At 50.8% G+C, this 14,542-nt stretch carries 10 protein-coding genes; 2 read left to right on the top strand and 8 right to left on the bottom strand.

What is annotated here, in order from left to right:
• From FPL14_RS18025 to FPL14_RS30005, 6 genes are all read right to left on the bottom strand, one after another.
• A complete protein-coding gene (locus FPL14_RS18025) occupies nt 1–2,046 on the bottom strand; it encodes a beta-galactosidase (protein WP_182299086.1) in 2,046 nt (681 codons plus the stop codon).
• A 136-nt stretch (nt 2,047–2,182) separates the two neighbouring features.
• On the bottom strand, nt 2,183–2,977 hold the full coding sequence (locus tag FPL14_RS18020; protein WP_182299085.1) for a response regulator transcription factor: 795 nt from the start codon (nt 2,975–2,977) through the stop codon (nt 2,183–2,185).
• Nucleotides 2,952–4,766: a sensor histidine kinase gene (locus FPL14_RS18015; protein ID WP_182299084.1), complete on the bottom strand. Its 1,815-nt coding sequence runs from the start codon at nt 4,764–4,766 to the stop codon at nt 2,952–2,954. The genes FPL14_RS18020 and FPL14_RS18015 overlap by 26 nt, the downstream gene beginning before the upstream one ends.
• A 157-nt stretch (nt 4,767–4,923) precedes the next feature.
• Entirely contained in the window at nt 4,924–7,359 is a 2,436-nt protein-coding gene (locus tag FPL14_RS30015; protein ID WP_229263565.1) for a hypothetical protein, read from the bottom strand.
• 11 nt (nt 7,360–7,370) lie between these two features.
• Nucleotides 7,371–7,595, bottom strand: a complete 225-nt coding sequence (locus FPL14_RS30010; RefSeq protein WP_229263564.1) for a hypothetical protein — start codon at nt 7,593–7,595, stop codon at nt 7,371–7,373.
• Between the two features lie 14 nt (nt 7,596–7,609).
• Nucleotides 7,610–8,803: a hypothetical protein gene (locus tag FPL14_RS30005; RefSeq protein WP_229263563.1), complete on the bottom strand. Its 1,194-nt coding sequence runs from the start codon at nt 8,801–8,803 to the stop codon at nt 7,610–7,612.
• A gap of 163 nt (nt 8,804–8,966) precedes the next feature.
• Between FPL14_RS30005 and FPL14_RS18005 the strand changes: the two genes are divergently transcribed.
• Nucleotides 8,967–11,666: a family 78 glycoside hydrolase catalytic domain gene (locus FPL14_RS18005; RefSeq protein WP_182299083.1), complete on the top strand. Its 2,700-nt coding sequence runs from the start codon at nt 8,967–8,969 to the stop codon at nt 11,664–11,666.
• Nucleotides 11,667–11,678: 12 nt separating this feature from the next.
• Nucleotides 11,679–11,843: a hypothetical protein gene (locus FPL14_RS18000; RefSeq protein WP_182299082.1), complete on the top strand. Its 165-nt coding sequence runs from the start codon at nt 11,679–11,681 to the stop codon at nt 11,841–11,843.
• Here the strand turns inward: FPL14_RS18000 and FPL14_RS17995 are convergent.
• Both FPL14_RS17995 and FPL14_RS17990 read right to left on the bottom strand, forming a co-directional pair.
• On the bottom strand, nt 11,827–12,834 hold the full coding sequence (locus FPL14_RS17995) for a hypothetical protein (RefSeq protein ID WP_182299081.1): 1,008 nt from the start codon (nt 12,832–12,834) through the stop codon (nt 11,827–11,829). The genes FPL14_RS18000 and FPL14_RS17995 overlap by 17 nt on opposite strands.
• A gap of 115 nt (nt 12,835–12,949) precedes the next feature.
• On the bottom strand, nt 12,950–14,521 hold the full coding sequence (locus FPL14_RS17990) for a type 2 periplasmic-binding domain-containing protein (protein WP_182299080.1): 1,572 nt from the start codon (nt 14,519–14,521) through the stop codon (nt 12,950–12,952).
• Between the last annotated feature and the right edge of the window lie 21 nt (nt 14,522–14,542).

The raw sequence follows: 14,542 nt of genomic DNA, 5'->3' as shown, positions 1-14,542 counted from the left end.
TCACACTCCTATTTGCAACAGTAACACGCCTTTGGGTTCAAGCTTAACTTCGCCGCTTATATCGCCGCCGCTCAACAGATCCCTATGCGGCAGCGGGCCAATGTTCACCCATTTCACATCATCATTATGATTAAGCACGAACAAATAACGGTTCCCGTCCTTTTCTCGGAACGTCGCTTCGACATTCGATGGGGTATCCAACAAGGGGGTAATCCCTTTATTCGCGCACAGATGCAGTACAAGCTTGTCCAAGAATCTCGGCTCCGGGCTAGTGGCGACATACCACGCTTCGCCGCTGCCGAAGGAATTGCGGGTTAACGCCGGCATTCCTTGATAAAATTCGCGACCGAACTCCGCTAGCACCTCTGCTCCTTCGGCATGCAGCACATCACACAAAACGCTGCATTCATACGACCCTGTAAGCTCTCCGACCGGATTGCTTACGCGCATCAGATTCCGCTGCAAAGGCAGAAGCGCGTCAATCTCTTCAACCCATATTCCTAACAGCTTCCGCAGCTTGCCCGGGTAACCGCCCAGCGGGATTTTGTCGCTCTCGTCTACGATACCGCTAAAGGCGGTCGTCAAAAACGTCCCCCCTGCGGAGACGAACCGTTCCAGCTTCTCCGCGTAGCCTTCCTTCACCATATACAGCACTGGAGCAACCAAGACGTCATAACCGCTGAGATCCGATTCCGTACTGACGAAATCGACCGCGATATTGCGACCGTGGAAAGCATCGTAGTATTTCTGAACTTCCTGCAAATACTTTAGCTGATCCGTTAACCCGCTCGAATACTCGATCGCCCACCAATTGTCCCAATCGAAGACGATCGCCGCCTTTGCCGGAGTGCGCGCGCCAACGATTCTATCGCCCAACCGGCCAAGCTCCCGTCCTACTAAAGCGCATTCCCGGAAGACGCGAGTATTCTCGTGGCCGGCGTGATCAATCATCGCCCCATGGAATTTCTCGAACGCTCCCGAACAGCGTCTCATTTGAAAATACATGATGCTATCCGCGCCGCGAGAAATCGCTTGATAGCTCCATAGCCTGGACACGCCCGGCCTTTTGAGCGGATTTTGCGGCTTCCAGTTGAGCTGGCTCGGACAAGATTCCATCAGCATGAATGGCGCTCCGTTCTTGAGCCCTCGCATCAGATCATGCCGCATCGACGAATAACTTGCCGGCGCATCGTCCGGCGGGTAGCTGTCGAGCGCGATTACATCGAGCTCCTTCGCCCACTTGAAATAATCGAGCGGCTTATATGTTCCGTTACCCTGGAAGTTCGTAGTCACAACCGCATTCGGGATAATGCTCTTAATCGCATCCCGTTCCAGCTTATAGCTCTCCAGAATGCTATCTGAATTAAACCTGGCATAGTCCAAGGAAATTCCTTGAAAGGCCGTCGCATCCTGATTGCTCGAGCTCAGATGCTCGCTCAACACGTTCGGCAGGACAATCTCGTTCCAATCATAAAACGTGTGTCCCCAGAAGCGCGTGTACCACGCCTCGTTCAAAGCGTCCAGACTGCCGTATTTGCGCTGCAGCCATTTCCGAAATTCTTTCTCGCAATTCTCGCAATAACAGCGCCAGCCGTATTCGTTGTTCACGTGCCATAGCAGCAAGGCCGGATGGTTTTTATATCGTTCAGCAAGCCGAAATGCGATTTGCTGGGAATAAGTTTTGAACGTCGGACTATTGGCGCATGAATTGTGTCGACGGCCGTACTTTCTTTTGCGGCCTTCGAAATCGACGGTCAGCACGTCGGGATATTTGGTCGCCATCCAAGCCGGATGAGCGGCAGTCCCCGTTCCCATGCAAGCGTATACGCCATTGTCATGAAGCATGTCCATCACTTTATCAAGCCAGCCGAATTCATACGTATTCTCGTCAGGCTGGTTCAACGCCCACGAGAACACGTTTATCGTCGCGATATCAACCCCGGCAAGCTTGAACAGACGCATGTCCTCCTGCCATATTTCCTCGGGCCATTGCTCCGGATTGTAATCCCCGCCATATAGCATTTTCGGGATAGGCTTATTAAACATTGGCATCACATCCTTATCCACTTATTTTCACATGAATATCGGCTATACAAAATAGAACATATCTCAGGTTCGAATGTTCTTTTTGAAGCATTCGTCCTTCGCTATGTTCTATTGACACTAATTATTCTTCCCGTAATCAGCCCCGCATCTGAAGCTTGAAATGTTCCCTATATTCTCCGGGTGTCGCTCCGCTGTATTTTTTGAACACATTAAAGAAATGCCTCACGCTTTCATACCCGACCCGCTCCGAAATTTGATGAAACGAAAGCTCGTTATCCATGACCATCATTTCTTTGGCTTTCTTAATCCGGTACAGATGCAAATAATGAATGAAAGTAAGCCCCGTTTCCTTCCGGAATAATGCGCTGATGTAATTGGGATGCAAGAAAACGTGGTCGGCGATTTGATCCAGCGAAAGATCCTTCGTATAGTGCTGATCGATATATTGAATGATTTTTTTCACGTTCTTGGAGAGCCGGCTTTCCTCTAATTCGTCAATCGTCGGATCGGATACCGCATGGCTTAGTAAATTCGGATTATCCTTGGGCGACGCCGAGTTCAACAACTCAAGCGAGATATTCGCCAATATGTCGTATAGTTCGGTTTTGTCGATCGGCTTCATCAAGTAGTCGATCACCCGGCGCTTGATCGCTTGCCGCATGTACTTCGCGTCATCATAGCCGGACAAAATAATAAAACGTTTGCAAAGGCCTCTCTCCTGAGCTTGGCGGATGAGCTCCAGCCCATCCATCTCTGGCATCTGTATATCCGTAATCATCAAATCGGGCCTGAAGTTTTCCAGCTTCTCCAGCGCATCGAAACCATCGGAAGCCTTGATCACTTCCGAACAAGGCGTATTTCCCTTCTCGATAATATTCATAAGCCCTTTAATCATGAACGGTTCATCATCCACGATCATCAAATTTAGCATTCGGAGTTCCCCTTTCTCTTAGAAGCTTTACAACATAAAGCGTGCCTTCTCCAACTTTGCTGTAAATATCCAATCCGGAGCTTTCTCCAAAATAGACTTTAATCCGCTCGCTCACATTGTACAACCCCATACCGGAGTCTTCGGTTTGCAGTTCGCTTCGATCCAATCGATTGTCAAGCACGCCCCGTATGATGGATAGACGTTCCTCCGTAATGCCCGCGCCGTTGTCGGAAATGCTGATGTGTATAAACGGATCGGCTTCCGTTATCTTCACCTTAATCTCGCCCTGGCCTCGACTCTTTGAAATTCCATGATGAATACTATTTTCAACCAGAGGCTGAAGGATAAAACGCGGACAGAATATGCCGGAGATATCTGTATCCATATGGATTTCATAACTTAATCGATCTAGCATCCGCAGCTTGTACATTTCCAAGTAATTGCGAATATTTTCAAATTCGTCCACAAGCGGCGTTTCATTATCTCCCGAAGATAACGTGTATCGGAGCAATTTGCCAAAAGTATAAGTCGCTTCGACTACGTCTTGATCGTCGTTTATTTCCGCCAGCATGCGAATCGATTCCAATGTGTTGTACAGAAAATGGGGCTTGATTTGCGCCTGCATAACCAAATAATCGGCTTCTTTCTTCATCAATTCCGCTTTCTGAACCTTATTCAACAGCTCATCGATCCGATGAATCATCGAATTATAGGAAAAGGTAAGAAATCCGATCTCGTCGCTCGCTGTCTCGCCCTCGTATAGGCTCATATTGTTCTCGTCCACCCGTCGCATATGCTTCGCCAGCTTCAATATCCGTTTTGTCAGAAGGGATGCGATAAAATAATAAAGAACGGAAAGCACGATGAGCAGGACTAAGAGGACGCTTCCGGTCACTAAGGTCTCTTTGCGAAAATCCAAAAACATCTCGTCCAACGGACTGAAGAAATAAAAGGCGAGGTGCAGATCGTTTCGTACAAATACGTTTACGAGCAGATTCCCGTCTTTCCAATAGCTTTTCTTGCCTTCGTATGAAATCGCATCCAAAACCGCTTGCTCCCGTTTATCGTTGAAGCTGTCGCTTTTATCGCGATATACGACCTGCTGATCGCTTACGATCATAACTTCTGTTCCCTTAGAAGCCTTCACCGTGTTCATAAAATTGGATAAAATCGTGTCATCGACAATCACTTCCATAACAGCCAATTGCTTCGAATAGCTGTTGTTGTAGAGCCTTTGGTAATAAGCGAAATACGGAACTCCCGAGCTTCCGGTCGCATCTTGCTTTTGCCACACCCCCTGGCTTACCTTGAGCTTCTTCAGCCGCTGAAGGATGTCCGGGTTAGGAAGCGCATTCAAATCGTCCACTTCTCCTTGCACGGACAATACCGATTGGTCGAATTTGTACAAGCGGATGGATCGGATCGCTTCGTTGCCTAGATAAGCAAATGAAAATGCCGGACGGACGTCTTTCAAGTAGTTATAAACCTGGTCGGCCTCCGTCAAATAATTTCCGTTCAAGTATTCAAGTACTTGCTGATTATATTGGAACAGAGAATGGACCGACTTGACCTGCTCTATACTGACATCAAAGCTTCCTGCTGCCTGTCTAATCAACTCTTGCTTCCCTCGCGAGTATTCATTCATCATTTCGTCATAGATTTGATTGAAAAAATAATATCCGAAAGTAATGACCGGAACAACAACGAGAAGAATGTATCCTAACGCCATTTTCCTAACGATGCGCACACTGCTGAATCGATCCCACAAATGACGGAAGAACGTTTTCATAACGCAATCACAACTTTTCCATGATATAGGCTTTACAACTTTTGTTAAGCGCTTTCATTAAGGGATAAAAAAAAAGTAACGGTACTTGCATTGTACCGTTACTTCAGTGAACTCGAAAGTGTATATTTTTAAGATGCCCATGTTCATTTCCAAGAAACTAACGGATCGATGCCTTCACATAAACACGCACCGGACCGTATAATCCGCCCGAAGCGAAATCATCCTGGACGGTCGGACTCAACGATGACGGCTCCCAATACGATACTTTCGGATCCGTGCTGCCTCCTACGTTGCTGGTCGGTCGCCCAACCTCGTAATGCGTGCCAAGCGTATTCGTCACGCGGATGCGAAGCGAATATATGCCCGCAGGAAGATCATCCCCGAGCACGAACCGATAAGGCCGCCAGGCCCTAACTCCGAGCGGTCGGCCGTTTAGCCAGCATTCTGCCGTTCCGCGCACATGACCCAATTCAAGATAAGCCTGTCCTCCGCATCGCAATTCGATCGTCGTTTCGTATTCTACCGCGCCGCTGTAATGCGGCATGTTAAGTGCCGATCGCCAATCTCCGACGCTTCCCGGCGCCGGAACCGTCTCATAACGAATCGGTGCCGTCAACGCATCGGCATCCGAGCTTATGCCGAACGGTTCGATTCTTACTGCGGCTTGGGCATGGGCAAGCTGCGGGGCGAATACCGCTACGCCATCGCGAACGGCGATCTCCTGTCCATCGATCCATAATCTGCTCTTGCCGGCGCAGTGCAGCTTCATTCGGTTAGCCCCGATCGGCAGGGAGTATCGCAGCCAAATCGCTTTGCCCGCTTCGGCAGGATCCCGCCGAAAGCTAAGCGGCTTCGGTTCCGGCGCGGAATCCGGCATCAGCCAACCGACGCCGGATAACGGATGAGCCCGGCCAGTGATCCACAGCGATTCCGTCTCCGCGAATTGCAGAACCGCATCATGCAGAATAGACGGCGCGTTACCCCGTTCATCCTGCCAATGCTCTCCCGTGCAGAAGGAAATCGATTCTCCGTCCATTCGTTCAATGATCCCGTCCGCGAATACCTCGCCAATGCCTTCGGGCAGCGCGAATGTAATTTCATTCTCTCCCCTGCGCCACAGCGAAGTCAGATCCAGTTCCTCCTGCCCTTGACGAATATAGGGATTGAAGTCGCCATGCTCGATGACCCGCTCCCCGTTCACGAACAGTATGGCTCTGCCTCTTGCCGCGAACACCATACGGACTCTTTGCACCGGCCCATCGCCGGATTGAATGGTTAGCCTCAGAGTGGAACTCCTATTCGGAGACTTCGCGAAGATCCATTTCGGTAACGCAGGCCGTGCTAACGTATTGACTTCAACGGCTGCTCGGATGACGCCGTTAACGATCGCCTTGGCGCGAAGCAAGAGTGCATTTGCTCCGCTGTCTAGATCCAGCCATGCAGTCTGTTCTTCAGGTCCGCCGGACCACTCGATCGCTCTGCCATTCAATGAACCTTCTATCTTTGCATTGCTTTCTGCTCGGATCCAGTATCGTCCGGCGGACGGGGCGATGACATGCGTTGCCGCGCACACCGTTTCCCCCGACTCCAAGTGCCCGAGGTTGAGAAATCTTCGCGGGACTCTGCCCATTCTCCCGGCCCAAGTTCTGAACTTCATATCTCCCATCACTTGAGAGTAAGTGACAGGCCAACAGCGATCGGGATCGTACCGCTCCCCCTTGGAGGCCGTCCAGTAATCCGCTTCGCTCCAGAGTCGCTGCTTCCAATCGGAATCGTCATACGAACTCAAGTGCCAGCCCGCTTGCATGCCAGTCAGATCGTCGGACTCGCTTTGAACTTTAACAAGTCTCGTTTCAATCGGTACGTACTCGGAGCGCTCGCCATGAAGATCGAAATCCCCATATCGGTTATCCAGTGTAGACACCGCTTGAATCCGCCACGCGTTGCCTGAAATTTCGATTTCCTCGTCGAAGGCTTGTTCGCTCCGAATGCGTGCCGGTCTTGGACCGTGATAGAAACCGAGTGCCAAAGCTTGCTCCGGGGCTGCCGCCGTTACGGACGATGGCTGAGGACATACAACGAGTGCCGCGGGCCATGTGTCGAACGGCACATCAACCTCTACCCATTCACCGTCTCGCTTATAGGCGGCATCCAGTACCTCTCCGCTAACAGGATCCCAAATCTGCGGCGTTCCGGCCGTTCGTAAGCGATAAGTACCGAGTCGCCGCACAGTCGTGTTTTCATTCGCCGGCTTGTGCATTCTGAGCAGAGCGCCTTCTTCCGGCAATAACAGAAACAGATCCGCGTCATCCGTACGGCGTTGCAAGCTCATCCCCGGTCCATCAACCCTTGCAGGTGTACTCGCCGTTATCATTGCTACCGCCTCTTCGGCGGAAGCCGCATAGGTCGCTCCTTCAAGCGGAGGCTGCTGGTCAAGGACATCGACGACAATCACCTTCCCTCCTTCCTTTAACCATGCTTCCACCCGCAATCGCGCGGCTTCGTCCATCTCGGTTGTTCCGCAGAGCAGCAGTACGGAGAAACGCTCGTCCGCTATCGCGAGCTTCCCGTCCTCTACGCCGGACTTCTCCAACGCCGAATCATCTACGATATCGTAATCTCGGAACGCTTCCCTAAGCGCTCCGAGATTGCGCTGTTCCTTCCGACCCAGCGTCCCGTTATGCGTACATACGTATCATGGATGTGCTGCAGCGAGCGATGAGGCATCTGATTGGCAACGACCATCGGATGAGCCCTATCGCCGCCGTCGGCCAAGGACATGTAACCGCATACTGCGTGTGCCGGATAGTGCACCGCGATATCAGCCACGTGAGTACCTTCGCTTAATAACGAACAGACTCGGCTGATCGTATCCGCGAAGATCGAATAGTGCTCGTAATAGGGCTGGCGCCAACCGGTATCCGGCGGTGCCCACTCCCACCATCCCCCTCTCGTGCTGTAATACACGGAATGAGGACTATATAGGGTGACGCCCGCCTGCAGCCAAGGAATGAGCCAATGTAACGTCTCTTCGAGCGTTCCGCCCCAACCGCTCGTATGGAAAGCTTCCAGAAATACGCGTTTGCCGCCATGAAGGTGTACCATCGACGAATGCGGCTTAATCTCTCCGTCCATGTCGCTACCCGCCGAATTATACCATCGATGCGTCCGGAAATAATCCAAATACAATCGTTGCGCGCCATGCACATCCGCCCTGCGCGCGGGTCCGCCTGATCGCAGCAGAGCAGCATGCCGTACTTCTCATGCCATTGCGCAAGCGGTATGAATAAGGATTGCTCAGCGAGCTCGGCCGCCAGCTTATACACCCGTCTTCGTACGATTGCCGAGTTGGGCAGATCATCGAATAATGCGGGTAGCTCCCGATGTATATCCTCACCGTATTGAAGCTTATATTTTGCCGGCAATTCCGCGGTCCATAACGGAAGCGGAGGCAATTCATCCTGGAAGCTACCCCCGAGCGTCTTGCCCAGATCGTTCGGGAATCTCCGCTCGAATTCGCCGTGGACGAGCTTGAGCAAGGATGCGGTCGCAACCGGGTCCAGCCAATTGAAGCCCTGTCTAACCGTAGCATAGCGATAATCTTCCGTTTCCAGGAACACCTTCGCGCCTTCCGGCAACGGCTCGTTAATCGGCAGTCGACGCAAACAATAGCCGGCATATTCAGGGTTCTCGGTCACGAGTCTAGAAGGAATATTGGAACCGGAAAATCCGATTTGATCATAGAAATAAAGGCGCATGCCCAGACGTTCGGCTTCGCGCAACGCGATCTCGAACATCGTCCACCAACGCTCCGAGTAGTGAACGGGATTGTCGCTTACGCTTCCATATTGCGGACCCGTAGGAGCGATGTTAATGATGCCTATATTCCGGAGACCGCCGCTGCGGAACTTCTGCAATTGCCAACGTACGCGCTCGGCCGTAATTTCTTCCGCGCTCCACCACCAAAAAGGTAACGGGCCGAAATCGGGATCGGCGTTGCTAAAGCGCTTTCTAAGTTCCATTATCGTTGTCACCATGATCGCCTCCAATCTTTCGTTCAAGTATAGTTCGTTCCGCATGCCGAACAAAGCGATCATTTTAAACGAAAAGCCTTAATTTTCGGAATCTAAATCCGGACAGCAACATGCTAAGCTAAAAATGGATATTCATGCGCGCCTCACTGGAAAGGATGTTGATCCTATGTACGTCAGAAATCTGTATGTGAATGCCCAGATCCAGCCATTAGGCCTTGACAGCCGTCAGCCAACATTAAGTTGGAGTCTCGCCAGCGCCGGAGAGCGAATGGAAATTCAAACTGCATACCGCGTTCTCGTCTCCACGAACGAACATGCGACCGGGCAAGAGCAAGGGGACGTATGGGACAGCGGAATCGTCCGCAGCAGACGACAATTCGGCATTGAATACGAAGGTATCCCGTTGATCTCGCGTAAACGGTATTATTGGAAGGTTCAAATCTGGGATAACCATGATCATATGTCGGAGAGCCATACAAGCTGGTGGGAAATGGGCCTGCTCCGCGCGGACGACTGGTCTGCCCGATGGATCGGGCATAGAGCAGCCGAAGTCGGGACCGACAACGACTTGTCGATGCCTCTCTTCAGACATGAATTCCTCACTAGGAAATCTATCTCGCGTGCCAGAGCATACATTTGCGGATTAGGCCAATATGAGCTTCGCATCAACGGTTGCAAGGTTGAAGATCATGTACTCGAGCCAGGATGGACCCACTATGACCGCACATGCCTCTACAAGGCATATGATATAACAAAGCTGTTGACCGCAGATCAACACGCTGTCGGCGTTATGCTTGGCAATGGTTTCTATCATGTGACGAGCGGCGGCCGTTACGCGAAGTACGAGAAGTCTTTCGGCCGCCCGAAATGCATTGTACAAATCGAAATCGAATATACGGATGGTACGACCGAGACGATCGGCAGTAACGCGGAGTGGGCTTCAACGAAAGGACCGATTACTTTTTCAACCGTTTACGGGGGGGAAGATTACGATGCGCGGCTGTGGCAGTCCGGTTGGGATCGGCCATCTTTTGCTGCACAGTCTTCCTGGCGGAAGGCGGAGGAAACGACAGCGCCGCTCGGTCAACTCAAGTGGGACAAGTCATCGCCGATAAAGGTCATGCAAACCTTTCAACCGCGCCGAATTACGCGCATAGAGTCAAACAAATACGTCTTCGATCTCGGACAAAACTTCTCCGGATGGGTCAACATCGCTATCCAGGGACGTTCAAATTCGCGTGTGAAAATCATTCCGGCAGAGCTGCTGAACGATGACGGTACCGTAAACCAGAAATGGACGGGTTCTCCGAATGAATGGCATTATACTTTGTCCGGAGAAGGAATCGAAAGCTGGCAGCCCCGCTTCTCTTATTCCGGATTTCGTTACGTTCAGGTTGAAGGCGCTGTACCTGCTAGCGAGGCGGTGGCGAGCAGCGGAGATGCTAGCGAGCTTCCGATTCTATTAAGCATCGAAGGTCAAATGATTTATCCCGATATCGAAGCAGGCGGCCAATTCGAATGCTCGGACTCTCTGCTGAATCGAACTCACGAGATGATTAATTGGGCTATCCTTAGCAACATGAAGAGCGTATTCACCGACTGTCCGCATCGAGAGAAGTTTGGTTGGCTGGAACAGGTACATCTGATGGGACCTGCGATGATCTATAATTACTCCATTGAGGCTTTGCTCGCTAAAGTCATGGACGACATACGCGACGCCCAGCTTCCGAACGGAATGGTTCCGACAACCGCTCCGGAATTCGTCATCTTCGAGGAGCCATGGGATATTTTCCGGCATTCCGTTCCTTGGGGGGCAACTTATATTCTGAATGCCTGGAATCTGTATGCGAAATACGGAAACAGGACCGTCATGGCCGAGCACTATTCGGATATGAAAAGGTACATCGGCTTCTTGGTCAGTCATTCTGACGAGCTTATCATTCAGGACGGACTTGGAGACTGGTATGACGTTGGCGAACAAGGTCCGGGCTTTACCCAGAACACGCCGATTGCCCTGCCCGAAACCGCCATGTTCTATCATATCGTCGATGTCATAAGGCAGATTGCAGCTTTGCTAGGCCATAACGATGATGCCGAACGGTTCGATTCCCTCTGCTCTCGAATTAAAGCGGCATACAACGCTGCCTTCTTCGATCCGATCTCCAAGCAATATAGCTCCGGAAGCCAGGCCGCGCAAGCGATGTCGCTCGCGCTTGGATTAGTCGGAGAAGAGTACGAGCCGGACGTGCTAAGTCATCTGGTTAGTGATATTATGTCACGGGGCTATCATACGTCATCCGGCGATGTTGCGCACCGCTTTGTACTGCTGGCGCTGTCGCAACACAATCGCAATGATGTGATCCTGAAGATGTCCCGCCAGACGGAACATCCCAGCTATGGCTACCAAATTGTTCACGGAGCGACTTCCTTAACGGAAGCATGGGACGGACCGACCGTCGGCAAGTCGCAAAACCACTTTATGCTCGGTCATCTGGAAGAATGGTTCTATCGAGACTTGGCCGGCATTGATTATTCGTATAACCCTGATACGGAAGCTATTCATTATGTGGTTAGGCCTTATTTCGAAGAAAGTCTTGATTTCGTTAAGTCGAAAATTCGTGCGGACCTCGGTGAAATGAGCGTCGAATGGGAGCGCAGCGGCGACGGAAGCATTAAGCTCGACCTAAGCATTCCTGTAAATAACACTGCGACTGCTCATATCCCCATCTCTCATCCTCGGAAAATAACCGAAAATGGAAGCCCGATCGAAGTTGCCGTCGGAATCTCGCTCGAGCGTTATGAGCCGGGTTGGACAGTACTGCAATTAGCCTCGGGTCAATACAGCTTTAGCGTTGCGGCTGACTAAGAGGGCAAGGCCATGACTCGAATTCGGATGGCCGTCGTAGGATTAAACTTCGGTTCGAGCTTCGTATCGCAGCCCATGGATCGACGCCAAAACCGCAGCCGATTGGACGGCTGCGGGACTATGCGCGCATTAATCCGCTATGAATGGAGGCAGGCGGTCATCATTCCTGCTTTCTGAAGACATCATGCGAAGCCGCTACGGTAATCGTCCGGAATTCGTTGCCCATGTTAATCGTGCGATCCCCTTCCCGCGTCTTCCTGCAAGAGCAATAGAAATGATAGAGCACGCCATCGTGCGAGATAACGGAGGGCTTATGCGCGAATACGGCATCGATATCCCCCGCCTCGCCTACTTCTATAATGGGTTCAGGATACTTGCTCCAGTCCAGTAAATTATCGGACAGCGCAAGTCCCTCCTGAGCCTTTTTGAAGTTAAATCCGAAATAATACATCACCCACTGCGAGCCGCGCCTTAGAACGCAGGGGTCGCTTGCGAAGCCGCTGTCCCAGCCTCCGGGAGTAACGGGAAGCACCGGATTGCGCTCGTATCTCGTCCACTCTCGCAAATTCGCGGAGAAGGCTACGCCCGTTTGCTCTACCCATGGAACGTCGGTTGTCTTGGCATTGTAGAACAGATAGAAGGTCCCTTCATGTTCTACGAGACACTCCTTATACAAGCCTCCCCGCTCCCAATCTCCGCCATCCTCAGGGACAAGGATCGGCTCCGTCAGACGGTGCCAATTCAGCAAATTCTCATCTTCCGTCCATGCCAGTCCGATCTTTGCCGGTCCTTCCTCATACCCTTGATGAGGATAGGCATGATATACGAGCCAATACTTGTTATCCCACTTTTTAAGTTTCGGCGGGGCATCAAGCCCGTTCTCTCTTAAGATCCAGGTTCCTGCAACATTTTGCGAGTCCCAAGAGCCATCATTTTTTCTCGGCAAAATAACGCTTAGATGTTCCCAATCGAGCAAGTCATCGCTAACGGCCAGCGCAGTCTGATAACCGATTCCGTCATAACCGATATACATCATATAGAAGCGACTGCGATGCTCGAATACGAATGGGCAATCAACCGCATTCCGATCAAAGCGCCCTTGCTCGCCGGACCCAACCAGCACTGGTTTACCATATTTATAAGGAGTTACGAAGGGTTGAATATCCATCTGGAGATGCTCCTTTTTCCTTAAGATTCGTGCAGCATTTGATCAAAATGAAAGGAGGGGCGAAGCAGGGATAGTCCCTGCCCGCCGCCTCCCTTATACGGAGTGAGCTATCCGATTAGAAATTTTTCTGATATTCTTTGTACTGCGCCGTAGCCCAAGCTTCCAGCCTGCTCAACCCCATGCTTTCCATTTGCGCGATTATTTTTTCATACTCTTTCTTAGCTTCTTCCTCGGATTTGGCCATGTAAATTTTCAATTCTTCCGTTGCGACCATATTTTTGATTTGGCTCTCGATGACCTGCTCATCCGTGTCCGGATTCGTGACGACAAGACCAAGCGCCGGATTAAACTTCAGAGTATCCCTTAGAGCGAGTCCCCAAGGCGTTTGCAATGCTTTCTCGTCGTAGCGTTGAAGCGCTTCCGTAACGCCGCTGCTTCCAAGCAGTCCCCAATAGACGTAACCGAATTCCTTTTGTACTTCGGCGTTATTCATATCGTATTTCATCTCGGGAAATTGTCCTGCCTCGTTCCAAGTCCAATCTTCGCCTTCAATCCCCCACACGCCTAAACGCTGTCCCTCTTCGCTCATCATAAACTGCATGAATTTGATGGACGCCTCTACGTTTTTATTATTTTTCGTAATGTACATGCCCGACCAGCCTGAGCCGCCCATCGGCGTGCCCGCTTTGTCGCTTAATACTTTAGGCAATGACATAAAGGAGAAATCTTTGTTCAATGTTAACAATTGGGCATTCAATGTATCCGCCATCGCTCCGCCGTGCACGAAGACTTGACCGTTCAGCGATAATTGATCGTCCTGCTGCGCATCCTTGAAGGTGAAATTCTCGGCGGTCAGCAATTTATCGCGATAGAGACGGTTCATATACAAGTAGTAGTCCAGATAGTTAGGATCCTTCAAATAATGAACGGCATTTCCGCCCTGATCGATAAAACCCGTATTTCTTTTCAAGCCGAAGTTAATGCGGAAAAACTGGCCGATTTGATCTTTATCGAAGATGATCGGCATCATTTTCGGATATTTCTGCTTTACGGTCATTAGGATTTGATATAAGTCCTCTAATGTGTCCAGCTTAGGATTACCCAGCTCATCCAGGATATCTTGTCTAATCGCTAGGCCTGAACCGCCTGGCAGCGCTTTCGGATTATCCTTCCATTCTTGTTCCGTGGAATAGCCGTTCTTGACGGTGTAAAAATTCCCGTCAGGCATCGTGTTTACGCCGATCCGGCTCTGATCGATTTTGAAATCGGGAGCATATTTTGCTATGAGTTCATTCCAAGCATAGGAGATATCCGGATTAGCCATTCGGGTCAGATCGGATGCGGTGTAGACCAGATCCGGCAATTCGTTCGAAGCAATGAGAAGCGGAAGCTGTTTGTCATCGACAGCGATCTGAACATTCAGCTTGACGCCGGTTCTCTTCGTAATTTCTTCGGGAATTTTACCCTTCCACTCCTTGAACGGCCACCATGGATGATTCACTAGCAACGTAAGCTCAACTACTTCTTTCGGCTCTTCGCTTGCAGATTCGCTTGGAGGGTTCGAAGCACTCGAAGCCGGGCTGGCTGCAGGAGACGCTTCGTTTTTCTTCTCGCCGCCGCACGCCGAAATCAGCATGACGATTACAAGAGATAAGATCAATAACACTTTCTTTTTATTACGTGCCATTTTCATTTCCTCCCTGTTGTT

This window comes from Cohnella cholangitidis, from assembly GCF_014107495.1.
Taxonomy (GTDB): domain Bacteria; phylum Bacillota; class Bacilli; order Paenibacillales; family Paenibacillaceae; genus Cohnella; species Cohnella cholangitidis.
Note: the sequence above shows the minus strand (reverse complement) of the source record. Positions and strands in the feature narration are given on the sequence as shown.